Origin of the sequence: Candidatus Galacturonatibacter soehngenii (assembly GCF_008830185.1) — a bacterium.
Taxonomy (GTDB): Bacteria; Bacillota; Clostridia; order Lachnospirales; family Lachnospiraceae; genus Lachnotalea; species Lachnotalea soehngenii.
Map to the genome: position 1 here is coordinate 579,697 of NZ_WAGX01000004.1, position 24,582 is coordinate 604,278.

General features: G+C 32.9%; 26 protein-coding genes. 3 read left to right on the top strand and 23 right to left on the bottom strand.

Annotated elements, in window-relative coordinates:
- Positions 1-76 precede the first annotated feature (76 nt).
- The gene (locus tag F7O84_RS05260; RefSeq protein WP_243140811.1) at positions 77-841 is read right to left on the bottom strand and encodes an alpha/beta hydrolase; all 765 of its coding nucleotides are present in this window, start codon (positions 839-841) and stop codon (positions 77-79) included.
- Positions 841-1,320, bottom strand: a complete 480-nt coding sequence (gene rlmH / locus F7O84_RS05265) for a 23S rRNA (pseudouridine(1915)-N(3))-methyltransferase RlmH (protein ID WP_151142663.1) — start codon at positions 1,318-1,320, stop codon at positions 841-843. The genes F7O84_RS05260 and rlmH overlap by 1 nt, the downstream gene beginning before the upstream one ends.
- Before the next feature lie 309 nt (positions 1,321-1,629).
- Here rlmH and F7O84_RS05270 point away from each other — a divergent pair, with 309 nt between their 5' ends.
- The gene (locus F7O84_RS05270) at positions 1,630-2,319 is read left to right on the top strand and encodes a hypothetical protein (RefSeq protein ID WP_151142665.1); all 690 of its coding nucleotides are present in this window, start codon (positions 1,630-1,632) and stop codon (positions 2,317-2,319) included.
- A gap of 76 nt (positions 2,320-2,395) precedes the next feature.
- Here the strand turns inward: F7O84_RS05270 and F7O84_RS05275 are convergent, their stop codons facing one another.
- The 3 genes from F7O84_RS05275 to F7O84_RS05285 form a co-directional block, all read right to left on the bottom strand.
- Complete coding sequence (locus F7O84_RS05275) at positions 2,396-2,953, bottom strand: DUF1653 domain-containing protein (protein ID WP_151142667.1); 558 nt, start codon at positions 2,951-2,953, stop codon at positions 2,396-2,398.
- A gap of 134 nt (positions 2,954-3,087) precedes the next feature.
- A complete protein-coding gene (locus F7O84_RS05280) occupies positions 3,088-3,678 on the bottom strand; it encodes a class I SAM-dependent methyltransferase (RefSeq protein WP_151142669.1) in 591 nt (196 codons plus the stop codon).
- 69 nt (positions 3,679-3,747) lie between these two features.
- Positions 3,748-4,359, bottom strand: coding sequence for a uracil-DNA glycosylase family protein (locus tag F7O84_RS05285; protein ID WP_151142671.1), 612 nt, complete (start codon positions 4,357-4,359; stop codon positions 3,748-3,750).
- A 247-nt stretch (positions 4,360-4,606) separates the two neighbouring features.
- Between F7O84_RS05285 and F7O84_RS05290 the strand changes: the two genes are divergently transcribed.
- Positions 4,607-6,517, top strand: a complete 1,911-nt coding sequence (locus F7O84_RS05290; RefSeq protein ID WP_151142673.1) for an ABC-F family ATP-binding cassette domain-containing protein — start codon at positions 4,607-4,609, stop codon at positions 6,515-6,517.
- Positions 6,518-6,581: 64 nt separating this feature from the next.
- Here the strand turns inward: F7O84_RS05290 and F7O84_RS05295 are convergent, their stop codons facing one another.
- The 15 genes from F7O84_RS05295 to F7O84_RS05365 form a co-directional block, all read right to left on the bottom strand.
- Positions 6,582-8,264, bottom strand: a complete 1,683-nt coding sequence (locus F7O84_RS05295) for a putative polysaccharide biosynthesis protein (RefSeq protein WP_243140812.1) — start codon at positions 8,262-8,264, stop codon at positions 6,582-6,584.
- The gene (locus F7O84_RS05300) at positions 8,257-10,419 is read right to left on the bottom strand and encodes a HelD family protein (protein ID WP_151142675.1); all 2,163 of its coding nucleotides are present in this window, start codon (positions 10,417-10,419) and stop codon (positions 8,257-8,259) included. Before F7O84_RS05300 ends, F7O84_RS05295 begins: the two co-directional genes overlap by 8 nt.
- A gap of 271 nt (positions 10,420-10,690) precedes the next feature.
- Positions 10,691-11,164 carry a hypothetical protein gene (locus F7O84_RS05305; RefSeq protein WP_151142677.1) on the bottom strand — a complete coding sequence of 158 codons (474 nt, stop codon included), beginning with the start codon at positions 11,162-11,164 and terminating at the stop codon, positions 10,691-10,693.
- A gap of 9 nt (positions 11,165-11,173) precedes the next feature.
- Positions 11,174-11,524: a VOC family protein gene (locus tag F7O84_RS05310; RefSeq protein WP_151142679.1), complete on the bottom strand. Its 351-nt coding sequence runs from the start codon at positions 11,522-11,524 to the stop codon at positions 11,174-11,176.
- 22 nt (positions 11,525-11,546) lie between these two features.
- Positions 11,547-12,053, bottom strand: a complete 507-nt coding sequence (locus F7O84_RS05315; protein WP_151142681.1) for a GNAT family N-acetyltransferase — start codon at positions 12,051-12,053, stop codon at positions 11,547-11,549.
- A gap of 318 nt (positions 12,054-12,371) precedes the next feature.
- Positions 12,372-12,950: a damage-control phosphatase ARMT1 family protein gene (locus tag F7O84_RS05320; RefSeq protein ID WP_151142683.1), complete on the bottom strand. Its 579-nt coding sequence runs from the start codon at positions 12,948-12,950 to the stop codon at positions 12,372-12,374.
- Between the two features lie 132 nt (positions 12,951-13,082).
- Positions 13,083-13,385: a hypothetical protein gene (locus F7O84_RS05325; protein WP_151142685.1), complete on the bottom strand. Its 303-nt coding sequence runs from the start codon at positions 13,383-13,385 to the stop codon at positions 13,083-13,085.
- A 6-nt stretch (positions 13,386-13,391) separates the two neighbouring features.
- Entirely contained in the window at positions 13,392-13,796 is a 405-nt protein-coding gene (locus F7O84_RS05330; protein WP_151142687.1) for a GNAT family N-acetyltransferase, read from the bottom strand.
- A gap of 45 nt (positions 13,797-13,841) precedes the next feature.
- The gene (locus F7O84_RS05335; protein ID WP_151142689.1) at positions 13,842-14,375 is read right to left on the bottom strand and encodes a hypothetical protein; all 534 of its coding nucleotides are present in this window, start codon (positions 14,373-14,375) and stop codon (positions 13,842-13,844) included.
- 43 nt (positions 14,376-14,418) lie between these two features.
- Positions 14,419-15,204, bottom strand: coding sequence for a GNAT family N-acetyltransferase (locus F7O84_RS05340; protein ID WP_151142691.1), 786 nt, complete (start codon positions 15,202-15,204; stop codon positions 14,419-14,421).
- Between the two features lie 21 nt (positions 15,205-15,225).
- On the bottom strand, positions 15,226-15,729 hold the full coding sequence (locus F7O84_RS05345) for a GNAT family N-acetyltransferase (protein ID WP_151142693.1): 504 nt from the start codon (positions 15,727-15,729) through the stop codon (positions 15,226-15,228).
- Positions 15,730-15,809: 80 nt separating this feature from the next.
- On the bottom strand, positions 15,810-16,580 hold the full coding sequence (locus tag F7O84_RS05350; protein WP_151142695.1) for a YdcF family protein: 771 nt from the start codon (positions 16,578-16,580) through the stop codon (positions 15,810-15,812).
- Positions 16,577-17,110, bottom strand: coding sequence for a GNAT family N-acetyltransferase (locus F7O84_RS05355; protein ID WP_151142697.1), 534 nt, complete (start codon positions 17,108-17,110; stop codon positions 16,577-16,579). The genes F7O84_RS05350 and F7O84_RS05355 overlap by 4 nt, the downstream gene beginning before the upstream one ends.
- Before the next feature lie 354 nt (positions 17,111-17,464).
- A complete protein-coding gene (gene gltA / locus F7O84_RS05360; RefSeq protein WP_192451666.1) occupies positions 17,465-18,850 on the bottom strand; it encodes an NADPH-dependent glutamate synthase in 1,386 nt (461 codons plus the stop codon).
- On the bottom strand, positions 18,850-19,740 hold the full coding sequence (locus F7O84_RS05365; RefSeq protein WP_151142703.1) for a sulfide/dihydroorotate dehydrogenase-like FAD/NAD-binding protein: 891 nt from the start codon (positions 19,738-19,740) through the stop codon (positions 18,850-18,852). The genes gltA and F7O84_RS05365 overlap by 1 nt, the downstream gene beginning before the upstream one ends.
- Before the next feature lie 199 nt (positions 19,741-19,939).
- Between F7O84_RS05365 and F7O84_RS05370 the strand changes: the two genes are divergently transcribed.
- A complete protein-coding gene (locus F7O84_RS05370; RefSeq protein WP_151143717.1) occupies positions 19,940-20,512 on the top strand; it encodes a xanthine phosphoribosyltransferase in 573 nt (190 codons plus the stop codon).
- Positions 20,513-20,598: 86 nt separating this feature from the next.
- On the opposite strand, the gene F7O84_RS05375 is transcribed toward F7O84_RS05370, so the two are convergent.
- Genes F7O84_RS05375 through F7O84_RS05385 form a run of 3 tightly spaced genes read right to left on the bottom strand, consistent with a single transcriptional unit; the run spans position 20,599 to position 24,580 of the window.
- Entirely contained in the window at positions 20,599-22,032 is a 1,434-nt protein-coding gene (locus F7O84_RS05375) for a chitobiase/beta-hexosaminidase C-terminal domain-containing protein (RefSeq protein ID WP_192451667.1), read from the bottom strand.
- 16 nt (positions 22,033-22,048) lie between these two features.
- Positions 22,049-22,891: a bifunctional methylenetetrahydrofolate dehydrogenase/methenyltetrahydrofolate cyclohydrolase FolD gene (gene folD / locus F7O84_RS05380; RefSeq protein ID WP_151142708.1), complete on the bottom strand. Its 843-nt coding sequence runs from the start codon at positions 22,889-22,891 to the stop codon at positions 22,049-22,051.
- A gap of 18 nt (positions 22,892-22,909) precedes the next feature.
- Positions 22,910-24,580, bottom strand: a complete 1,671-nt coding sequence (locus tag F7O84_RS05385; RefSeq protein ID WP_151142711.1) for a formate--tetrahydrofolate ligase — start codon at positions 24,578-24,580, stop codon at positions 22,910-22,912.
- Positions 24,581-24,582 lie beyond the last annotated feature (2 nt).

The following is a 24,582-nucleotide window of genomic DNA, read 5'->3' on the forward strand; positions in this document are numbered from 1 at the left end:
TTCTTTCGATAAGTTACATTATAACATGTTTTTTTAGATTGTTACAAGTTTTACCGTGGTTTTTGTCTAATGGTGTTTATATTATCTTCTTATCATTTTGCATTAGAAATAAAAATCCAACTTTGTATCGGTTTATCAGATTTTCATGATGGTCGAATTCATCCCACACCATTTTGACCTTATCTTTATCAAGACGTGTTTTAAATATTTTAAAGGATAAAGCACTACATTTTGGCGCATTCTTTTGTATTGTAGTTTTATCATGGCCTTCTTTTTCACCAGCAATGAAAAGAATCTGAAAATCATCATTTATAATTTTCTCTTTTCCAATAAAATCAATCCATCCCTGATACCATTGAGAGGCACATATCCCAACTACTTTGCTGTAATTATTATTTTGAAAAACCGAATAGATAGAGATTAACCCCCCAAGCGAATGTCCTAATATCTTTTTATATTGTTTACCTTTTTTTATTTTAAATTCTTTTTCTAGATAATTCGATAACTCAAATTCTAAATATTTCAAATACTTATCTCCTTGACCACCAAAATCGTGAAACTTTTCATGATTTGCTTTTGCATACCAAGGAGTATACTCATTTAATCTATCAATTGGCGTAATTCCGACTATGATATGTTCGTCAATGGATTGATTTTGAGCGTTTTTCTCTAGCTCATCTATGATTTGATCAAATATAGCTTTAAATGTATTGCCATCCTGTATGTATATGACAGGATAAAGTCGGTCTGATGTATCGTAACTTGGTGGTAAGTATATAAATATCTCCCTGTCATCAACCACTTTTTCTATTATGGTTCCTTTCATCCTAAATCCTTTCATTACTTGTGATAGGGCTCATGATTGATAATGCGATATGCCCTATATATTTGTTCAAGTAAAATAACACGCATTAACTGATGTGGAAATGTCATTTTCGAAAAACTTAATAAATAGTTCGCTCTTGATAAAATATCTAAGTCTAATCCTAATGAACCACCGATTATAAATATAATATGACTTTGTCCACTTATACCAAGCTGTTCTATTTTTTGTGACAGCTCTACCGAATCAAGCATCTTGCCTTCAATGGCGAGGGCAACGACATATGCTTGCTCTGGAATATATTTTAATAGTCGCTCTGCTTCTTTTTTGCGAATAATTGTTTCGGTTGCCTCACTTGCATGATCTGGTGTCTTTTCATCGGCTACTTCTATTATTTCAAGCTTACAATAACGACTGAGTCTTTTTACATATTCTTCAATCGCACCTGTAAAATATTTTTCTTTTATTTTTCCAACTACCAATAATGTTATTTTCATATTTTTCCTCTTTATAATGGTTAACCATAATTTATTTATGTATACCAATGTTTTTTTATGATTTCATGTTCGATGCATGAATCACAAGTTTTAGTATACTATACTATTGAAAAAAGAGAAAGATTTACCACTTTATTCCTCTGTAAAATAGGAACGAAATAATAACTATTTTATAAATTTTTATTGGAAATGTTGAAAAGACATTCTTACTTATGCTACTATTTCAATAATGTATGAAAATAAGACATTCTTTTTTTGTTAGAAAGAAAATAATGGACTAAGAAAAAGGAAAGGATTTGGTATTAAAATATGGCATGGTGTCCCAAATGTAGGAACGAATATGTAAACGGTATAACATTTTGTAAGGATTGTAGTGAAACATTAGTTGATTCTTTAGAAGAATACGACAAAATTCTTATGGAGGAAAAAGCAACTCTAGAGCCTCAGATTATTGCTGGTGAAATTCCTGGTTTTGAAGAAGAAGCGGAGGATAAAAACTATGAAGAAATAACAAGCAAACTTACTAAGGTCTCAACTGTATATGTTAAAAAAGAAGATAAATATAAAGATACCTTATCCTCTGCTTATACTTTATTAATCGTTGGTTTTGGAGGACTAGCTGTACTACTTTTAGTAATTACAGATATTATTAATCTGAACTTAGCATCACCTGGCAAGTATGTTACTTATAGTGGTATGGCAATCTTACTATTTGTCTTTATCATAATTGGATTTAACTCGTTAAAGTCTTCAAAAAGATTAGCAAAAGAAGCAGAAAGCGAAAATCAGCTTACTGAAGATATTTTTAATTGGTTTGATAAAAATATTTCTCTTGATTTAATTGATAATGGTATTACAGATGACATGCAAGAGGAAGTAAAATATTTCAAACGAATAGATAATATCAAAGAGATTATACAAAAAGCATATGGTGAGTTAAATGAAAACTATTTAGATAAAATTGCAGATGATATTTTTCAAGAAAAAATTCATTCCTAATATATAATTATTAATAAAGCGTGATAGACAATATTTTCCCTCCAAAAGATTCATTTCTTGGAGGGTTTTCTTTCTCTTAACGCATTCTATTATCTTCAAAATGAACAAATGTAAGTAAGCAAGACTTAATTTCTTCATACTTTTCTTTTAAGCTTTTACTATCAACCGTAATGTCCAAGGACATTGCAATATCATTTAACAAACGATCATCTACTTTATCTTTCATCATTACTAATTTGTCCAGTTTTTCTTCAAATGTATTACATTCTAAAAAATCAAGTAACAATGGTGATACCTGACCTTCTTCCGAAATAGATGCATCTTCTTGCATAGTTTTAACCGACAAAATAGGTTGCTCACTTTTTATATAAGATTGTTCTAATTCTCCTGTTTTTATATCATATTTTTCAAATCGAAATCTTTGTTTTACCTCTGGATATTTCACATGATCTACTTCACTTACAAACATCTGATACGGTCTGACGTAAACGCTAAAATCACCATATAACGCTTGATACACAACCATCTTTTCTCTTGTCTCTGAATGTATTGCAATGGCAATTATTTGATATAATTTATTTTTAAAATGTTTATAAAACTCACCCTGTTTTACTTCTCTTTCCTTATTCTCCATATGGCATCCTCGCTGACATTTATTTTTTTATATTATACCACGTTACGTCTAATCAATCTAGCGTCTAAGAATAAGTGATGAAAAGAATGATTCAATAAATTTTATGATAGCTATCACCAAAAGTTAAATATCAACTACTTTTCTCCTACCATACAAAGTTGTGTTTTCGTTTGAGAAACTGTAACAGTAGAAAATCCACTTCTAAGGAAGAGTTCCTTCAATGTCTCTACTGTTTTGTATTCTTTCATATGATAGTTTATTTTATATAGCTCCGCTACTAATAAAAACTGACCTCCTTGTTTTAAAATTCTATTAACTTCTACTATATTATTTTTCAAGTCTGGCCAAAAATAATGCGTTTGAAATGCCGTTATTATATCAAAAAAATCTTCTGGAAAAGGTAAGGATGTGACGTCTGCTTGTTTTACTATAATTTTTTTACTTTTTACATCCTTCCAGTTTTTATCAGTAGATGTTGCAACTGCTTTTTCGGAATAGTCCACTCCATAAATAGTACCATTGCTAATAAGACTTGAGAGTATCTTTAAGGTTTGTCCTCCTCCGCATCCAATGTCTAGTATTACATCCTTATCCTTTAGTTGGACTTTTTCTAATCCCCACACTGTCATTTTATTGTGTGCTTGGTTCATTATATTAAGCATCGTTTTGCCAAGCCATCCTCTTGGATTTTTAGCCTGTTCTATCAGTTCGTCTAAAAGTTTCATCGTTTCATCATCCTTTCTAGTAGTTGAGCTAGAATATACTTTTTGCGTCGGTTGATCATGTTATAATGTTTATTGAATTAGTTGCAACATCTTTTTTATATCTTCAGACGCCATAGCAACCTTTGACTTTTCAATTAATATATTGCCTCCTGTCATAATATAAGATGGAAATACTCTGATATTCTCATAATAAAATTCATCATTTCTTAATTTGTAGGTCGCTCCTGTTGGAATAACATTTTTCTTCGTTTTTGATTTTGCGATGTGATTTAACGCTTTCTTCGCCACATCCCCCATAAGCATAATCACACTTACATTTGGAAACAAACTGATTTCATATTCTAATAAAGGAATACACTGTTTGATTATATCTTTCTCAATCGTTGTATTGCTTTTCGGAATCTTTACAGCATTTGTAATATAAATACCCGCTTTGGTAATATCTTCGATTGATGAAAGGAATGACCCTGCTTTCGAAAACAAAGGTAATGTTGTTGTTAAGTAAAAAGGTGGGTTATTCTTTCCATAAAAATCATCCTCTGGATTACTTGGTACGACTTCATTTATCATAATTGCTTTTACGTTCTCAGTATCAATTTTTACATCTGCAAACTGATAATCTTCGTTCCTAGCATTGCTTGCAACAAAAGCTTTCATTCTTTCTTTTACATGAATTATCATACTCTTCCCTCCTAAAAGTCTTGGTGATAAAACGTTAACTATTTATTTCCATAGTATAACACAATATCTTGACACCTGCTTGTCATATATGAAAAAAATTAACTCTATTTGTCCTTTGTTGCTTCTTTTTATACTACAATGGATTGAAATTTACTGTATTTCCTGTATAATAATACTGGAGTTTTATTGTTATAAAACGTTATTTACGCATATATCGCTTGCATTTTGAAACAGAAAGGAATTTACTATGATTTTAGCATGTCAAAATATATCAAAAACCTTTGGAACTGATGAAATATTACATAATATTTCTTTTCATATTAATGATCGTGAAAAAGCTGCAATTGTTGGAATTAACGGAGCAGGTAAATCTACTCTTCTTAAAATAATTATGAATCAAATGCCAGCAGACTCTGGTGAAGTTATCATTGCAAAAGGTAAAACTATTGGTTATCTTGCACAGCATCAAGATTTGTCAACCAACCGAACTATTTTCGAAGAAATATTAGAAACCAAAGCTGATATCATTCAATTAGAAAATAAAATACGAACACTTGAAGAGGAAATGCGCCAAAAAGAAGGTGCAGAACTCACTGCTATGCTCGATTCCTATAATAGAGCCGTTCATGAATTTGATTTAAAAAACGGTTACGCTTATAAAAGTGAAGTAACTGGCATTTTAAAAGGGCTAGGATTTGCTGAATCGGATTTTGAAAAGCCCGTTCAGTCTTTATCCGGTGGTCAAAAAACGCGTGTTTCTCTTGGTAAACTATTAGTTTCTAAGCCAGATATTATTCTTTTAGATGAGCCAACCAACCATTTAGATATGGAATCGATTGCCTGGTTAGAAACATTTTTACTAAATTATAGCGGTGCTGTTGTCATCGTTGCACATGATCGATATTTTTTAGACCGTGTTGTTTCTAAAATTATTGAATTAGATGCTGGAAAAGGTTGTGTTTATACTGGGAACTACTCAGCTTATGCCGAGAAACGTACTGCCATAAGAGAAGCTATGCTTAAGGCGTACTTAAATCAACAAAAAGAAATTAAACATCAGGAAGAGGTTATCGCAAAACTTAAATCCTTTAACCGTGAAAAGTCAATCAAACGTGCAGAAAGCCGTGAAAAGATGCTGGCTAAAATTGATGTGCTGGACAAACCCACTGAGGTTAATGACAAGATGAATATAGCCTTAGAACCGCAGGTAATAAGCGGAAATGACGTGTTAGATGTAGAAGGTCTTTCAAAGTCCTTTCCTCCCCTTACTTTATTTCAAAACATTGATTTTAGTATCAAACGTGGAGAGCGGGTTGCCTTAATTGGTAATAATGGTACAGGGAAAACAACGATATTAAAAATAATCAATGGCATTATAAAAGCAGATCAAGGTGAGATTAAATTAGGTTCCAAAGTAAAAATTGGCTACTATGATCAGGAACATAATGTACTAGATAAAGATAAGACCTTATTTGAAGAGGTATCAGATGCTTATCCCAATCTAACCAACACACAGATTCGAAATGTTTTAGCTGCCTTTTTATTTACCAATGATGATGTCTTTAAGCGTATCAAGGATTTAAGTGGTGGAGAACGTGGACGAGTTTCTTTGGCCAAATTAATGTTATCCGAAGCAAACTTTCTAATCTTAGATGAGCCGACCAACCATTTGGATATCACTTCAAAGGAGATTTTAGAATCAGCCTTAACAAGCTATACTGGTACGGTTTTATTTGTTTCACATGATCGTTACTTTATTAATAAAACGGCAACAAGAATCCTTGATTTAACGCATCATACCGTTGTAAACTATATCGGTAACTACGATTACTATATTGAAAAACGTGATGAATTGACATTGAAATACACAACCAATGAGGAAGCTACGGTTGATAAAGCACCAGAAGAAAATTCTTCTAAATTAGATTGGAAACAACAAAAAGAGGAACAAGCACGTATTCGAAAACGCGAAAACGAATTGGCAAAGACGGAAAAACGAATTCACGAATTAGAAGAAAGAAATGAACAGATTGATACCTTAATTATACAGCCTGATATTTGTACCAATGTAGCAAAGCTCGTAGAGTTAAATAATGAAAAAACTGCAATTGAAGAAGAATTGTTAGCACTATATGAAAAATGGGAAGAGTTAGCGTAAGCTACTCTTCCCATTTTCTTCTACAAATGAATGTTTTAGCATTATCTTGCAGACAATGTTGCATCTATAATAGGTTTAACTTTGATGCAATCATAATCACTACATCACCCTTTGGAAATGAAAGAAGCTCCTTTTCACCAATAGCACCGAATTTGATAATAAAAATAAAATAAATTGCAACCGCTAAAGGAATCGTAACTATGATTGAAAATAGATTGCTTGCACTTACCAAATACAATACATAATAGATTAATTTCGTCATTCCTCCCATGATACTGGCACATACAATAGGAATGATAAAATTTTCTTTCCATTTTATATGATAAGAAAGAATACGTTTGATTGCCATTTGATTAAGCAAACAAATCAAAAATGCATTCACAATGCTTGCTAATACTAAAACATTTAAGTTCCCTCCAAATGTAATCAATAAAATCACCAACACGATTGTTTGCATGATTAGAGCAAAAACAGCATTGATGACGGGAATATTAATCTTGCCGATGCCTTGAAGTACGGTATTGGTCAAAGTCGACAATGAATAAAATACAATGCTAATGCTTAAGTTGAAAAGCAATTGTGCTGCCTGTGTCATCGTATCCTTCAAAGGAAATAATATCGAAACAATAGGTAATGCTAAAACTGCAATCCCAACAGCCGAAGGAATCGCGATTAACATTGTCACTCTTATTGCTACATCAATTTGCTGATTGCAATCCTTTGTTTTTCCTAATGAATAGTTTGACGCAATTCTAGGTATCAAAGCCACCGACATGGCAGATGCAAGTGCAATTGGAATATTTGCAATTACAACAGCCTGACCTGCGAATATTCCATACATAGCAGAAACCGTTTCTTCCATTAATCCATTTTTATACATGAGTATTTTAATATAAAGGGTCTGATTGATAATCGTATTCAAATTATAAATAGCCGTACATAGGATAAAGGGAGTAATGGTAAAAAATATATTTTTAAATATTGTAGTATACGATTCTACCTTTTCCTCTGTACTTAACATTCTTTTTTGTGCTCTTTCCTTCCGATTCAGAAAGTACCTCCATAACATGAAGATAAATGCACCAAGAACCCCAGCGCCTGTACCAATGGCGCTTCCTGTTGCACCAAATATAGCTTGTGTCGTAGTATCCTTTGCAACGGCTTGCATTAAAAAATATGCTGCCCCAATGCTTATGACTGCATTTAAGATTTGTTCAAATATCTGCGAAACAGATGTCTGTGTCAAACTCCCATGTCCTTGAAAGTACCCTCTTAGTACCCCTACTAAGCCAGAAAGAAAGATCGTAGGCGCAAATACCTTAAGGACTAATACTGAGTTTTGCTCTGCCAAAAAAGTTGCACCAAAGTAAGCAAACAAACTTGCCCCTCCACCAACGATAACCACATAAAAGATTGCACAATAAAAAATTCTTTGTACATTGATATATTCTTTTTTGGCAAGTGATTTTGCAATTTCTTTAGAAAGTGCACTTGGAATACTATACGAAGCTACTAATAAAATCATCAAATAAACATTATTAGCTAATGTAAAATATCCAATCCCTTCTTTTCCTATCAACAGTGACAACGGCCTTTTATATAGGATTCCAATGATTCTACATATGATTCCTCCAAGCGCCAATATACTTGCTTGTTTCACAAAACCACTTTTTTCAATTTGTTTTCCCATATCTACCAACTTTCCGTGACTGTCATAACCAAATCCTTCCTTTATTCTATTAAACAAGTAACGGACTTATTTCGTTTTGACAGAATAGGTTAAGTCTGTGAAGTGCTCTTGTACATGCTATATACAACAGCTTTTTATCATCTTCACTCTCATAATTTTTCTTATCTGTATCACACACTAACACCGCATCAAATTCAAGTCCTTTTGACATATATACCGGTATAATAAAGACGCCTTGTAAATCACAAGTACTTTCATTTTTTATAAGTTGTAAATCAACGTAATCTTTTAACATATCATACAAAACCAAAGCACTTTTTTCACTTTTGCAAATCAGTCCAATGGATTGGTAGTCTTTTCTTTGGCAATAGGCTATTTCTTCTATTATTTTATTACAATTTAATTCTTGATTATAAAAAACATGAACCTCTGGTTTTTCTCCCTCTCGGTTAAAGCTCTTTATTTTAGTTGTTTGGTCTATGAACTTCATGCTGTAATTAAGAATCTCGTTCGTGCAACGAAAGCTTTTATCCATGGTAATTAGAGTTGCTTTCTTTTTATTTAGAATTGTCTTAATTTGTTCATATAAGGTTATATCTTCTTGTTTTTCCAAGGTTTGATTCATGTCACCTAGAATGGTAAATTTAGAATCCAAAAATAATATGCGAAAAATCTCATATTGTAGTGGGTAGTAATCTTGCGCTTCATCCACCACTACCTGCTTAATCGTTCTATATTCATTTGAACCGTATATCTTTAAGGTCAAGTAACTCAATGCAATTGCATCATCATAATACAACCAACTCGAATTGGAATTTTCATTGGTATATTTAAATATTTCGTCCAAATGCTCGAAAGACATACGATTCTTGGCTAAATAATTGAAATATTCCTTGTCTTTAAATAATTCAAAGTAAAGGGTTTTAATAGAAAGCTTGGTAAATGATAAAAGCTCATTTTTAATTCTGGCTTCTTCACCTTTACTGATTCTACCACAGTTTTCTTCTATTAATTCAAGAACATATTCTTCCAACTGTTCTAATTTCATTCCTAAAGGTGTATTGACTCTTCCAACTATTTTTTCCTTTAATTTCTCTTTCCCAATTATAAACTTACCTTTATAGTAAACATCTTCAAACGCAATCCATCGATTTGGCAAATCCTCTACAAATCGATTTAGAATTTCTAAAAATTGCAAGGAGGTTTTTAATTCAATGCTACGTTTGATAACTGTTCGGTATCTGTCACTTGTGATTAAGGTTTCTAAAAATTGATTTCTCGATTGTATCTTATCTTGCTGAAGAACAAGGGACATAATTTCTTCGAATATCAATGATTGTACATGATGCTCTCCTAGTTCCGGTAAAACATTCTCAATATATTGTTCGAATAAAGAGTTAGGAGAAATGATAATAATATTATTGGCAGAAAGCTTGTTCGTTAAACCTTGATACATAAGATAGGCTGTTCGATGAAGTGCAATTGAGGTCTTTCCACTCCCTGCAACTCCTTGCACCATCATCAAATCATTTTCCATATCACGTATTACGATATCTTGCTCTTTTTGTATGGTTTCTACAATTGTTTTCATTTTATTGGAAGTGTTTTGAGACAATAATTTCCTCAAAAATTCATCGATAATCTGAACATCTGCATCAAAAAAATATTCCAGTATTCCATTTTTGATTTCATACTGGCGTTTTTTATTTACTTCTCCGCTAATCCTTCCAACTGGTGCGTCATAATATACCTCACCAGTTACAAATCGATAAAAAACACTTGCAATTGGAGATCGCCAGTCATAAATGTACATTTCATGCGTTTTTTCATCTTTCAAAGAGGTACGCCCAATATAGATTTCCTCAAATGCATCTTCTTCATCAAATTTGAAATCAATTCGCGCAAAATAAGGAGACTTGATAAGATTCTCCAAGCGTAATATCTTATTCTCCACTTCTTCATAATCTGCAATCTTATCTAGAACTGGGTTTACATATTGGCCTAACTCAGCCAATGCTTCAAATTGTTCAGCATTCCATAAATTTGAAATAGAGTGTGATGTATTTTCACGAAGTTCTTTCTTAGCTGCAATGATATCTGCTTTGTTTTCTTCGTTGCTTTCTCTTGCCTTCTTTAACTGTTTCGAAGCCAAAGAGATGGTTTGTTCTAACCTCTTAGCTTCATACTCAAATTCTAAGTGTTTTTGTTCCATAACATTACCCCTTCCTAATTATGCGAAACATATTCTCCAAATCCTATAAAGTTATTGTAAAAGTCTAGCATAAATACAATTTGAAAAATAGTCTTGTTGTTATACTATAGGTATGGTACAGTTAAGAGGGAAGGAATTAACTTCTTTTTTTATTTCTTCATCTAATATTTTTGTATTCTTTTCTTTTTACAATTGGATCAGTTGGCACCTATAGTTTGGCTTTGGTAATACTCTGGTGTAAACTTGTTTTTTCAGCTTATAATTCTTTTTATTACATTCCCATTTTCTCATAAGCACCAGCTGGTATGGATATTTCCATTTTTAAATCTGCATTATCTGCTGCTACTATTTTAATTCGATTGGTGCCTTTCTTTAAGAAAATTGTACTAGTCTCCTCAGTAGCTGCTGTATCTTTATTTTTTTCTACTATGATTTGATTTGTATTATCAGGTAGAATATGTACTAATTTTGCTTTCCCTTTACTGACAATAAATTGATATGTAATATCCAAATCCATGTCTTCATTCGCTTCATAAAGCCATACGGTATCCATACCATTTAATCTTTCATAGGATATAGATAAGATATTGTTATCAATCTCTTGTTGAAAATCATTATATCCAAAGCTATTTGAGACTTCAGCTATTTTCTTCTCATTATTGTATATAGACGTCATTTCATTTTGTCTACACCCTGTTAAACCAAATAGTAAACATATGACTGTTATAACGAATATTTTTTTCATCTTTTTCTCCTATTCTCTATATGTTTTAATTTCAATGTGATTTCCTTCACTGTCAACAAATTCAGCAACCCAGACATCTTTAATTTTTGTTAGTGGAAAGCAAATTTCCAAATCTGAAATCTTAGCATTTAGTATTTTTAGATTTTCTACAGCTATACTTGGCAAACAATTACTCCCAAAAGTATGTTCTTCCTTCATCTTTTCGTATGCAAACAAACCAAGTCGAAATCCTTGTATATCAAATTCACTATATATCTCATCTTTATTTGTCACACTTTGTTCAAAAAAATTTTCATAAAATTTGATTGCTCTGTTCATATCTTTCACACATAGATATAGTGAGTTGATACTATATTTCATACCTCTTTCTCTCCCTCTTCTTTTATATATCACGTTGCATTACTACAACCGTATAGTCACCAGTATCTTTTTCTCTTCCAACAGGAATAAATTTATTTTTCTTCCAAAATCCTTCACTTTGTTTGTTACCTTTTACATAACCTAGCTGTACCGATTGAAACTTTTCTTCTTTAAAATATAATAATGCTTCTGCTATAATATTAGAACCAATTCCTGTTCCTTGCAATTCTTTCTTCATCATAAACCAACCGATGTAAACGGTTTGTTCATTTGGGTATCCTGCAATTATATCAAGCAATGCAATCAGTTGACCTTCCTTATAATAACCAACAAAATACTTTTTATCTAACGATACACTAGGTGGTAGTTCAGTTAAAGAATCTTTTATATTTTCATACGTTGGCACTGACTTTATATATTCGTAATAGATTGGGTTTTTACTGCAAAGTTCATAGATTGATGACACATCATCCTCTGTTAATTTTTTTACTAAATATTTTTGTGACAAACGTTTTAACTCCAATAACATGATTCTTACCCCTTAAACCTTTCATTAATTCTTATACTATTTTTTAACATTAGAAACTGTATTCTCAACTTCTTGGATAAAAGTACGTACATCTTCAAAACCCGACTCACACATCTTGAATTTCAGCTTTCCATGGCAAACTATCTTCTTTTTATCACCTAATTGATATGGCGTCTTTGCTAAACAAATATTTTGATAACATCCAACACAATCTTCAAAGCTATGAAACAAACGCGTAGCAAAAGCAGGTGATGTCCTTTCCTCAAAAAACTTGATAGTTCAATCTCGTGTCGAATCATAACGATACCTCACTTTATCTTATTTTCTCATACAAATCATTCTCTTTTCTTCTACACCAATATCATTAGCATTCACTTCACATTTGGTCACTAATAGAAAAAATATCTTTTTCTTCTCTTCACTTAGACACTCGTAATTTGCCTGCCCTTTTGAGATTACCAAATCAGCATTTTCATAGACTTCTCTAAATTCCTGGCTTGTTCGTTTTAGCACTGTTCCAATCGAACTATCTCCATTGTCTATTATTTGCGCATAATGATCAATACCAACAAAATATCCATCTTCTTCAATGGAATCATTTACAACTGGCTTTCCTCTTACTGCAAAGATTAGATTTATATCTGGATTAATTTTTTTTATTTGTTGTAATAGAAGTTTATCTAAGCAGATTTCTCCACAGTTATCTCCCAAATATAAAAGGCATTTGGCACTTACTACCTCCTCCATCAGTTCCTTGGAGTGATCAATTGCAAGCTCCATTTGCTGTGTGTTATCAAGATAATGATAAATATCTTCTAATAATGTATTATGTATAGGATTAAAATCTATAATATTACCAACAATAGCATAACGAATTGCTAGTAAAACACTTATCATTCACTTTCATCATAACATTATTTATATATATCACCCATTTTTTGGTATGTTGGGCAATAATAAGCTCCTCCTAAATAATTATTCTTTCTTACAGTTTCATTGAATGAACACAACCAACTAAACGTGTATTCTTTACTTATTGATACGTTTTAAAATAAATCGAATCAGATCCAAAAGTAAACCATAGATAAAAAATGTAATAATAGAACCTATATACCAATAGATTGAAATGTATCCTACAATCGTATTGCATGTGATTTGAAAACCTGAATTGAATTGATTGCATAACATTTCATTTCTAGATATGCTTCTTAATATAGGATTAAATGAAATCAAAACAATGCTCTTTGAGTCTTGTCCTATTTGATGCATATAGATTCCCATTAATGCCATTATGACAAACCAAAAAGAAAATGTTTTAAGTATTTTTTTCATAATATTTTATTTACTCGCCTTTCCCATATAAATAGATCCCCCTTCTTGAAACCCGTATTTACGATACAATTCATGTGCGTCATTGGTAGCTAAAATTCCTTTTAAAGAACATACTTCTTTATTAGAATGAATGGTGTCTAACAGTGCCTTACCAATTCCTATCCCTCTATAGCTTTCATCTACAATTACATCACATATATAATAAAGCGTTGCATAATCAGTAACTACACGTGCAAAACCTATTTGTTTATCCGTTTCTTTTAAAAATGCTCCATAGCATAATGAATAATCTATTGATTTTTTAATCGTTTCTATATCCCTTGTATTCGCCCAATAGCTTTGTTCTAACAAAGCCTTTACTTCTTCTAAATGCATTGCATCTTTACCTGTTTTTATAATGTATTGACTCATTTTGGCTTATCCTCATTTCACATGTATTTTATATGTCTCTTTCCTTTAAACGTTTCTACTTTCGTTGTTGCTTTTATATGTAATTATGATATGCGAAATTCCAAATATAATGGCACTTATCACCAACAAATATTTTCTTTTAGTCACACCACTTAACAAGAAAATTACAGTTGGTATTATAGCAAGAGCCATACTCTTTAATAAAGACTTATTCATAAAGTACATAATCCAAATAATCCAATACGCAATCACTAGTATAATATTGCCTAAATAGTAAGCTGCAAGAGTTTGAAAAGATGAAAATCCATATTCTAATATTCCAACATTAAAAACAATGAAAAACATAGACATATATCTTCCCAATTGTTCAATTAACGTAATTCCTTTATTCGTAGATACCAAATTACTCTGGGCTTTATTTTGAGAATTTTTTATGAAATAGATTATATTTGGAATCAATATGCAAATTACAATTATTAGTCCAGAATAATTTATCCAACTTGATCCCAAATTACCTGCAAAAAATATTGAGGTAGGTCCATCTTGTCCTCCAATGATATTAACATGAATATTGTTCATAATTTCTCCTTCTATTTCATGCTTATTGAAAACTCATTACTGTTTATAAACTAAGCTTAGATAGGTTATAATTTATCTCAAAAGCCAAATATTCATGGTCAAAATGATAACCGAGTTTTTGAGCTAATGCCACTGACCACTTGTTTTGTGCATCCCAGCTAGGATATAAATCTCTTTTTTGACATTCCAATATTAATTTGGCGCCACATACATAGGCCAAGCCCTTCCTTCTATATTCTTCTTTTGTATCAATCTCTATTTCTATTCCCTCTAGATACCTAGAATAAGAAGATGCACCTGATACAATTTCACCATTTTTTAGGATTACGACACCCAAACCAAGTTCTTGAAACATTTCATAATTATTAAACTGTGATACCAAATCCATGCTCCATGCATTGGATTTACACAAATCATACATTTCTCTATTGATCATTTGCAAGGAATATTCCTTAGGTAAGGAACTTACAACTTTCTCTAATTTTTCTATGTCAAATATATTCTGCTCTTTTTTAATAGCATATCTTGTTACTTTTTTTGCTTTATCTTTAAAGGTATCAGCTATTAGATTCGCCCACATTGTATCTTGAGGCACCATAATAACAGAGTCTTTCTTATATTCTTTTGATATGTAAAGTAACAATTCTTCATTCGCGATTCCAGCCAAAAAACAAAAATCACCCAATAGAGCCATTGATGATTTTGGATGTTTAACACTGTCGGCATAGACTTCTCCCATAACTTTTTGCAAACAAGACCATATTAATGTTTCTTGCCATTCACCAAATAAAGGTTCTACCTTTTTTGTATCATTTATTTTTACTACCATGGTTCCTCCTTAAATCAAATATCAATTGATAATTGAATACATTTTCATATCAAGAATCCTTCCATTTTTCACTGCATTTTTTCTAAGTGTTCCCTCATATTTAAAACCTGCTTTTTCTAATATTCGACAAGACGCTTCATTATAAGCAAAAGGCTCAGCAAAAATACGTATAATATCTGTATTATTAAAAATATATTCACACATCTGTTTTACAGCATCAGTCCCTATTCCTTTTCCCCAATACTCTTCACTAATATAATATCCCATCTCTGCCGTTTGTGAATGAATATTATCTTTTCGAAATACACCAATACTTCCTACTGCTTTATCATTTATCGTAATGGCAAAGGCATAAGTTGTGTGCCCATCTGCCTCTAACATTATCTCAATAAACGCCCTAGCATCTTCTTGTGTATATGGAAAAGGCAGTCCATCTCTTAAATTATCAAGAATTTTTTTATTATTCAATGCTTCAGCCAAACTAGGTGCATCCTCCATCTTCCATTTACGAAGTTTACATTTCATGCTTTTTCCTCCCAATAACATTTGATTATTACTACAAGTCTATTCATATTTGTTACATGTCGTATATCTGTACAAATTTCTTAAAGCAATATCTCATATATTATCCCATATAGCTCTCTTACATAATAGGTGGGAAATAACCACCATGCTGTCTTTGCTGAAACAGCACTAGAGTTTAAATTCAAGGCTTCTGCCACTTTTGTGGCTCTATACTCGTGAAATTCATTTGTCACAATCGCAATGTCCACATTCAAGCTATGTTTCTCGATGATTTCTTTTGAAAAAGCCAAATTTTCTCGTGTGGAAGTTGACTTTTCTTCTTTATACAATCGCTTGGGTTCAATACCTTTCTTTGTTAAATATCGATACATACATTCCGCCTCAGTTATATCTTCTCCCTCACCCTGTCCACCAGACAAGATGCAGATGGCTTCTTCGTTTTCTTTTAAGTATTCATATGCCGCATCAAGCCGCTCCATTAACATAAGGCTTGCTCGTTCACCGTAAACTCTACATCCTAATACAACTACAGTTTCATTGCCATTTGGTATTTGATTTGCAGCTTTCATCATTAGAAAGGAGAACAAAACAACCAGTATCATTATCCCCCCAATTAACACTGCAAATAAACTGATTAAGATTTTTCCTAGCCCTCTTTTTAAGGACTTTTTTATCCAGTTATTTATGTACTTTAATTTAATTCCATAGAAAAATAATCCTAAAAAGCTAAAAATTCCTGTTGCATTTCCTATATTCATGATTCCAAATAAGATAAAGGGAATCAGAAACCAAACGACTGCTACTAGTGAAATTGTTATGAATAGAATCTGTATACCACTTAATTTTCTCATTTCTCCCTCAAATTCACCTTCATTAATACTTCATCATAATAGGCTCCATCAATCTTAAAAAACTTATCAAATCGACCATATTCTTCAAATCCCATTTTTTTATAAAGTTGAATGGCCAACTCATTATCACTTCTTACACCCAAGTGAAGGATTTCAGTTATTTTACTATTCTTTGCATAATCAATCATCGTCTGCATAAGATGCGTGCCCACTCCCATACCCCAATATTTCTTTTTTACTGAGATTGCTAGTTCTGAATGGTGGGCAATTCTATTTCTGCTAGAAGCCATAATGCTGCCAACGCATATGATTTCCTCCTCAATTTTTCCAATAAAAAATGCAGAAGCTTCTGATTGATTTATACTTTCAATAAAATTTTCTTCTGCCTCAAGTGAAATAACAAATTCATTTGCCCCAAATAAAAGATTATCGCTTTCCCCACCTACTATATTTAAATAATCAATTATTTGCTTTGCATCTTCTTTCACTGCTTTTTCAATCTGTAATATCATTTTATTTTTTAATTCCATCGTAAAACACCTTACCTTCTGTGTTATCTATTTCATGAATTGATAGCTAATATTTTTTCATAAAGATTAAACCCCTTGAAACCATATACTTCTAATCCTAAATCAATCGTATCTATTTTAGTCCAATTTATATCGGCCATTGTATTTCTAAAAAATGATTCCATTATTATACCCCCCCATTTTAACTTTCTTCCCTTATATCACTTATACACAATTCGTTTTATTTTCCACAATTTTCTATAAATCTCATTATAGCATAGCAATTGATAAAAAAATAGCAATGAAATTATTACGATTTTTGAAAGAAAAAAGGAAAGCTCCAAAGAACTTTCCTCTTTCTATCTATGTTACATATTATTTGTTTTCTAAGAATTCCATAATACCCTTAGCACCGATTTTACCAGCTTCCATTGCAAGAATAACGGTTGCTGCGCCAGTAACTGCGTCACCACCAGCATAGACACCTTCTTTAGTCGTCTTACCATGTTCTTCATCTGCAACAATACACTGCCATTTATTTACTTCTAGTCCATCAGTTGTTGAAGAAATCAATGGATTAGGAGAAGTACCAAGTGACATAATAACGGTATCAAGCTCAATCACAAATTCTGAATCTTTTACTTCAAATGGTCTTCTTCTTCCAGATGCATCTGGCTCTCCAAGTTCCATTTTAACGCATTTCATTCCTTTTACCCATCCATTTTCATTTACAAGAATTTCGATTGGATTGGTTAACAAATCAAAGATGATGCCTTCTTCCTTCGCATGATGTACTTCTTCTACTCTGGCTGGAAGCTCTTCTTCACTTCTTCTATATACAATATGAACTTCTGCACCAAGACGAAGCGCAGTTCTTGCCGCATCCATTGCTACGTTTCCGCCACCAACAACTGCAACCTTTTGTCCAGCAAGAATTGGAGTATCATAGCCATGCATAAATGCTTTCATCAAGTTGTTTCTGGTTAAATATTCATTGGCTGAGAATACACCATTTGCATTTTCACCAGGGATTCCCATAAATTTAGGTAGACCTGCACCAGAACCAATGAACACAGCGTCAAATCCTTCTTCATTTAATAATTCATCTATGGTAGTAGATTTACCAATTACTACGTTTGTTTCTATTTTAACGCCTAATTTTTTTACGTTGTCAATTTCATGCTTTACAACAGTATCTTTTGGCAAACGAAACTCTGGAATACCATATACCAATACACCGCCTGGCTCATGTAAAGCTTCAAAAATGGTTACATCATAACCTTCTTTTGCCAAATCTCCTGCACAAGTAAGTCCTGCTGGGCCAGATCCGATTACAGCTACTTTTTTACCATTTAATGGCTTTGGTGCTTCTGGTTCTATGTTATTTTCTCTTGACCAATCTGCCACAAATCGTTCCAGTTTACCAATCGATACAGGTTCACCTTTGATTCCTCTGATACATACACCTTCACACTGCGTTTCCTGAGGACATACACGTCCGCAGACAGCAGGTAGAGCAGATGATTTACCGATTATCTTTGCGGCTTCTTCTATATTACCCGCTTTCACTTCCTGAATAAAACCTGGGATATCTATGGATACCGGACAACCAACTACGCATTTTGCATTTTTACAATTAAGACAACGAATGGCTTCCTCCATCGCTTCTTCTTTGTTATATCCTAAACAAACTTCTTCAAAGTTTTTTGCACGCACTTTCGCATCCTGTTCTCTTACAGGAACTTTTTTCATTACGTCCATTATTCGTCACCTCCACATTCGCCACATCCGCCATGATGCGTATCGCCTTCCTGAAGCTTTAAGATTGCTCGCCCTTCATCAGACTTATACATTTGCTGTCTCTTCATTGCTTCATCAAAGTTAATCAAATGTCCATCAAATTCTGGACCATCTACACAGGCAAATTTAACCTTTCCGTCAACGGTTACACGACAGGCACCGCACATACCAGTTCCGTCTACCATGATAGGATTTAAGCTTACTATGGTGTGTAAACCAAGTTCCTTTGTTAATAAACTAACAAACTTCATCATAATCATAGGCCCAATAGCAACCACAACATCATACTTCTTACCTTGATTTTCAACTAAATCTTTGATGACGTCAGTAACTAAACCTTTTCTTTCATATGAACCATCGTCTGTTGTAATATATAAATTACCTGCAACTGCTTTCATTTCTTTCTCAAGAATAAGCATGTCTTTTGATTTACTTCCTACAATTACATCTGCTTCAATTCCATTTTCATGAAGCCATTTTACCTGTGGATAAACTGGCGCTGTACCAACCCCACCAGCTACAAATAACATCTTTTTGCCTTTTAGCTCTTCTATACTTTCATCTAGAAACTCAGAAGGACATCCAAGTGGTCCAGAAAAATCTCTAAAGCTATCTCCAACATTTAATTCAGCCATTCTTTGAGTGGATGCTCCTAATGTCTGAAAAACAATCGTAATAGTTCCCGCTTCTCTATCATAATCACAAATAGTAAGTGGAATACGTTCCCCCTTTTCATCAAGCTTAACGATAACAAATTGTCCCGGTTTGCATGAATGCGCAACTCTTTTCGCCTCAACCTCCATAAGATAGATATTCTTAGCAAGTTCTTCGGCTTTTACTATTTTATACATAGAAATCCTCCTTCTTAAATACTATATATATAATAGACCATCGTGTCGAAAATTTCAATTGAAATTTAAACAAGTTTATATTCAAAGTGGATATCTTGGATTATTTTCTATGCCTTTTCGATTTATTATGATATAATTTTTATAACAATGAGCTAATCGTTCTTGGCTATATTGAATGAAAAATGATGGAGTGAAACGTATGAATTTATTAGAAGAAAGAATCTGCAAAGAAGGTAAAGTTTTAAATGATGAAATATTAAAGGTAGACAGTTTTATTAATCATCAGGTAGATCCATACTTAATGAAAGAAATAGGCAAAGAGTTTGCAAATCATTTCAAAGATAAAGGTATTACTAAAGTTGCGACAATTGAAAGCTCTGGTATTGCTCCTGCTTTGATGACTGCCTTAGAAATGAATGTTCCTTTGGTCATAATGAAGAAATCACCTTCTAAAGTTCTAAAGACCGACTTATATGGTACTGAAGTTGTATCCTTTACAAAAGGCACAAGTTATGAATTAACGATAGCAAAATCTCACATCTGCGAAGAGGATCATATCCTTATCATTGATGATTTTTTAGCAAATGGAGAAGCATCAACTGGTGCGATTCGTCTTATTCGCAAAGCAAATGCTACCATTGCAGGTCTAGGTATTCTAATAGAAAAATCTTTTCAGCCTGGAAGACAAAAACTAGAAGAAGCGAAAATAGAAGTTTATTCATTAGCAAGAATTAAGTCTTTAAATGGTGGTTCTATTCAATTTATTAATTAATACATCAATTATTTTCTAAAGCAATACATAAAATACGGTAACGTTATATTCTGCATATTATAAAAGGAAGACTTAACAGTCTTCCTTTAAAATGGTGTCAAATCATATCCACCTGCCACATTCGTAACTGCATAATAGGTTTCTGCTGTTAATACATCAAACGCATATTTTTCCGAACCACAAATTTTATTCCCATTTGCATCTCTTCCATATACTTTTTCAAAAGAATACAGATTGTAACCGCCAATTTCGATTGCAGACTCACACTCTAATGTAAATGCCCCCTTCTCATCTATCAGTTCTTCCCCTAGTCTTTGCACAATAATATCATGTGCTTGGTCTACGGTAAAAACAGCGTCAAACTGTAAATCATAATTACTTTGAATAGTATTACTTACGATACCATTTTCATCAATTGCAACAACTGACAACGTGTGTTTACCTAATGGCATATCTAAGGGTTTCGTATATAAGAAGGATGTTTCATTGGGAGTACTTCCATCTAAAGTATAATACACCTTACAATTATCTGGTATCGTAATATGTATTGGGCTTGGTGATGTATATGTCCCAGAAGCTGGCTTTATAACAGGGTTATCTGGAACCGTTGAATGAACCGTGTATTCTTGAATATTTTCAATACTATATTCTCCTGCCTCGTTAACAGCAACAGCTCTAACGATCGTAGTCCCGCCTCGAAGCCTTATTTGTCCCGAATATTTAATTGCTTGTGTAGTAGGTTTTGTCCCATCTACCGTATAGTAGATATCGTTTTGGGTGTTTGTTTTTAATTCCACCGATATAAATTTATCATAAGTTCCACTTTCGATACTAAACAAAGGACGGTTTAAGTAAAAATCACCTAGTCCTTTCGCTAATTGCGTATCCTTGATATCAGAAACAAACGCATTCAATTCATCCGTATAATTGTAATCAGAATATATTTCAATTAATTGTTTGGCTGCTTTTTCGTTATTTGAATCAAGTACCAATGCTTCTTTTAAATATGATATCGCGTCGTCAATCTTATTTAGTCCAATGTAAGCTTTTGCCATTAAATACAATACATCTACATCGTTGTCCTTTATTAAAAGTGCCTTGTTTAAGTACTCCAAAGCGTCTTGATAATTTTCGTTACTTAAATATACTTGTGCTTTTTCGTATTGATATGCAAATGAATTCTTGTGTTTATTCCATAAAAAAAACGCAATGAAAACACAAATGACTACGATAGAGGCAAATCTAGGAAACGTTAAAAACGTCTTACGCTTTGTCTTTTTTTTATGTAAACTTGATACTTTCTCTTCTTTTCTTACTTTTTTTGTTTCTATCTTTTTTGTATCACTTTGCGTTTCTTTTGTATTTTGGGATATTATCTCGTTTTGCTGTGCAAGTGCTAGATTTTGTATTACAATCTCCTCAACAGGATTGTAATCTGGTACGATTTGAACTTCCGCACCGCATTTCAAACAAAATAAATCGGTATCTTTCAGTTCCACACCACATTTAGTGCAAACCATAATCATTTCCTCATTTCTAAATATTTAATGCTGATTCTACACAATTATTCATTAACATGGCGATTGTCATAGGTCCTACTCCACCTGGTACAGGAGTAATTGCACTTACTTCATCAATAACGCTATCATAATCAACATCACCACATAATTTATTGTTTTCATCACGATGGATACCAACATCAATAACAATAGCACCCTTTTTCAAATAATCTTTCGTAATAAACTTAGGTTTTCCAACCGCTACCACCAATATATCTGCCCTTTTTGTAACCTCCTTTAAGTCCTTTGTTTTAGAATGAGCAATGGTAACAGTAGCATCTTCTTGTAGCAAAAGCAACGACATTGGTTTTCCTACTATATTACTTCTGCCAATCACAACACATTCTTTTCCTGCTATCGATATATTGGAACGCTTCAATAATTGAATAACACCTGCAGGTGTACAAGATACAAAGCCTCTTTCTCCAATGCACATGCTTCCTACATTTTGAGGGTGAAAACCATCTACATCTTTTTTAGGATTGATTGCATTTATAATTTTATCTTCCTTAATATGAGACGGTAATGGAAGCTGAACTAGTATTCCATTTACAACAGGATTATCATTCAATTCATATATAAGCTCTAACAATTCCTTTTCCGTAATCGTCTCTTCTAGCTCATAAGAAAGAGAATTAATCCCAATGTAGGCACATGCCTTCTTTTTATTATTCACATATACACTTGACGCTGGGTCCTTGCCAACTTGAACTACCGCTAAAGTTATTTCTTTTCCTTCTTCTTTTAGCTTTGCAACACGTTCTTTTAATTCATCTTTAATTTGTTGTGAAATCATTTTACCATCAATAATTTGTGCCATGATTGCTATCCTTCCATCTTAAAATAGTCCTCTAATAATACCATTATCATCTACATCAATCGTGTTTGCAGCAGGCTTTTTCGGAAGACCTGGCATGGTCATTATTGCTCCCGTTAACACGACTACAAATCCAGCTCCTGCTGAAACATATACATCTCTTACATGGATATCAAACCCTTCTGGTCTTCCTAGCAAAGTCGCATCATCCGATAAGGAGTATTGATTCTTTGCCATGCAGACAGGTAAATGTGAAAATCCAAGTGCCTCAATGTGCGCCAGAGCTTTATTTGCAGATGAATCATACGTCACTTTATCTGCACCATATATTTCAACCGCTACTTTATTAATTTTTTCCTTTAATGATAACTGGTCTTCATATAAAGGTTTAAAGTTACTTGTCTTAGTTTCGAGCGTCTCAATCACCTTGTTTGCAAGGTCAATTCCACCCTCTCCACCGTATTCCCATACTTTAGATAGAGCAAATTCACAGCCTTTTTCTTCACAGAAATCTTTAATAAATTGATATTCTTTTTCCGTATCCGTAATAAAAGAATTCAAAGTTACAATTACTGGTACCTGATATTTTTGTAAATTTTCTATATGTTTTTCTAAATTAACAATTCCTTTTTCCAGTGCTTTTATATTTTCCACTGATAAATCAGCTTTTGCAACACCACCATTATATTTTAACGCACGAACCGTTGCAACCAAAACGACTGCATCTGGCTTTAAGTTGGCCTTACGACACTTGATATCAAAGAATTTCTCTGCTCCTAAATCCGCTCCAAATCCTGCTTCGGTAACAACAATATCCGCTAACTTAAGAGCCGTCTTCGTTGCTCTTACACTATTGCATCCGTGAGCAATGTTTGCGAAAGGGCCTCCATGTATTAGCGCAGGGGTATGTTCTAATGTTTGAATTAGATTTGGCTTTAAAGCATCCTTTAATAAAGCTGCCATTGCTCCTGTAGCTTGTAAATCATTTGCCGTAACGGGTTCACCTTTATCATTATATGCAACAATAATTCGTCCTAGTCGCCTTTTCAAATCCTGCATATCATTAGCCAGGCATAGTATTGCCATGATTTCAGATGCAACTGTAATAACAAAATGATCCTCTCTTACAACACCGTCCATCTTATTTCCAAGACCGACTACCACATTTCGAAGTACACGATCATTCATATCAACGCAACGTTTCCAAACAATTTGTCTGGTATCAATGTTTAACTCATTTCCTTGTTGTATATGATTATCTAGCAAAGCAGCCAATAAATTATTCGCAGAAGTAATGGCGTGAAAATCTCCAGTAAAGTGAAGGTTTAAATCCTCCATTGGCACTACCTGCGCATATCCTCCACCAGCAGCACCACCTTTTATTCCAAAACAAGGTCCAAGTGATGGTTCACGAAGAGCAATCAAAGCCTTTTTATTTAACTTACCAAGGGCCTGTCCAAGTCCGACCGTTGTAGTTGTCTTACCTTCTCCTGCTGGCGTCGGATTAATAGCTGTTACTAAAACCAATTTACCATCTTTGTTATCTTTTATTTTATCCCATAATTCATCGGATAATTTTGCTTTATACTTACCATATAAGTCTAAATCATCCTCTGTAATATCTAATTTCTTTGCAATCTCTTTGATATGAATCATTTGTGCATCTTGTGCGATTTGGATATCTGTTTTCATCG

Coding starts and splice junctions, on each gene's coding strand:
- F7O84_RS05355 (WP_151142697.1), bottom strand. CDS start 17,110: ATGGAATTAAAAAATAAAATGATATTACAGATTGAAAAAGCAGTGAAA.
- F7O84_RS05285 (WP_151142671.1), bottom strand. CDS start 4,359: ATGATAATTCATGTAAAAGAAAGAATGAAAGCTTTTGTTGCAAGCAAT.
- F7O84_RS05375 (WP_192451667.1), bottom strand. CDS start 22,032: ATGGTTTGCACTAAATGTGGTGTGGAACTGAAAGATACCGATTTATTT.
- gltA (WP_192451666.1), bottom strand. CDS start 18,850: ATGGACGTAATGAAAAAAGTTCCTGTAAGAGAACAGGATGCGAAAGTG.
- F7O84_RS05370 (WP_151143717.1), top strand. CDS start 19,940: ATGAATTTATTAGAAGAAAGAATCTGCAAAGAAGGTAAAGTTTTAAAT.
- F7O84_RS05310 (WP_151142679.1), bottom strand. CDS start 11,524: ATGAAATATAGTATCAACTCACTATATCTATGTGTGAAAGATATGAAC.
- F7O84_RS05315 (WP_151142681.1), bottom strand. CDS start 12,053: ATGTTATTGGAGTTAAAACGTTTGTCACAAAAATATTTAGTAAAAAAA.
- F7O84_RS05325 (WP_151142685.1), bottom strand. CDS start 13,385: ATGAAAAAAATACTTAAAACATTTTCTTTTTGGTTTGTCATAATGGCA.
- rlmH (WP_151142663.1), bottom strand. CDS start 1,320: ATGAAAATAACATTATTGGTAGTTGGAAAAATAAAAGAAAAATATTTT.
- F7O84_RS05290 (WP_151142673.1), top strand. CDS start 4,607: ATGATTTTAGCATGTCAAAATATATCAAAAACCTTTGGAACTGATGAA.
- F7O84_RS05300 (WP_151142675.1), bottom strand. CDS start 10,419: ATGGAACAAAAACACTTAGAATTTGAGTATGAAGCTAAGAGGTTAGAA.
- F7O84_RS05280 (WP_151142669.1), bottom strand. CDS start 3,678: ATGAAACTTTTAGACGAACTGATAGAACAGGCTAAAAATCCAAGAGGA.
- F7O84_RS05270 (WP_151142665.1), top strand. CDS start 1,630: ATGGCATGGTGTCCCAAATGTAGGAACGAATATGTAAACGGTATAACA.
- F7O84_RS05385 (WP_151142711.1), bottom strand. CDS start 24,580: ATGAAAACAGATATCCAAATCGCACAAGATGCACAAATGATTCATATC.
- F7O84_RS05345 (WP_151142693.1), bottom strand. CDS start 15,729: ATGAAATGTAAACTTCGTAAATGGAAGATGGAGGATGCACCTAGTTTG.
- F7O84_RS05320 (WP_151142683.1), bottom strand. CDS start 12,950: ATGATAAGTGTTTTACTAGCAATTCGTTATGCTATTGTTGGTAATATT.
- F7O84_RS05335 (WP_151142689.1), bottom strand. CDS start 14,375: ATGAACAATATTCATGTTAATATCATTGGAGGACAAGATGGACCTACC.
- folD (WP_151142708.1), bottom strand. CDS start 22,891: ATGGCACAAATTATTGATGGTAAAATGATTTCACAACAAATTAAAGAT.
- F7O84_RS05305 (WP_151142677.1), bottom strand. CDS start 11,164: ATGAAAAAAATATTCGTTATAACAGTCATATGTTTACTATTTGGTTTA.
- F7O84_RS05340 (WP_151142691.1), bottom strand. CDS start 15,204: ATGGTAGTAAAAATAAATGATACAAAAAAGGTAGAACCTTTATTTGGT.
- F7O84_RS05275 (WP_151142667.1), bottom strand. CDS start 2,953: ATGGAGAATAAGGAAAGAGAAGTAAAACAGGGTGAGTTTTATAAACAT.
- F7O84_RS05330 (WP_151142687.1), bottom strand. CDS start 13,796: ATGAGTCAATACATTATAAAAACAGGTAAAGATGCAATGCATTTAGAA.
- F7O84_RS05350 (WP_151142695.1), bottom strand. CDS start 16,580: ATGAGAAAATTAAGTGGTATACAGATTCTATTCATAACAATTTCACTA.
- F7O84_RS05365 (WP_151142703.1), bottom strand. CDS start 19,740: ATGTATAAAATAGTAAAAGCCGAAGAACTTGCTAAGAATATCTATCTT.
- F7O84_RS05260 (WP_243140811.1), bottom strand. CDS start 841: ATGAAAGGATTTAGGATGAAAGGAACCATAATAGAAAAAGTGGTTGAT.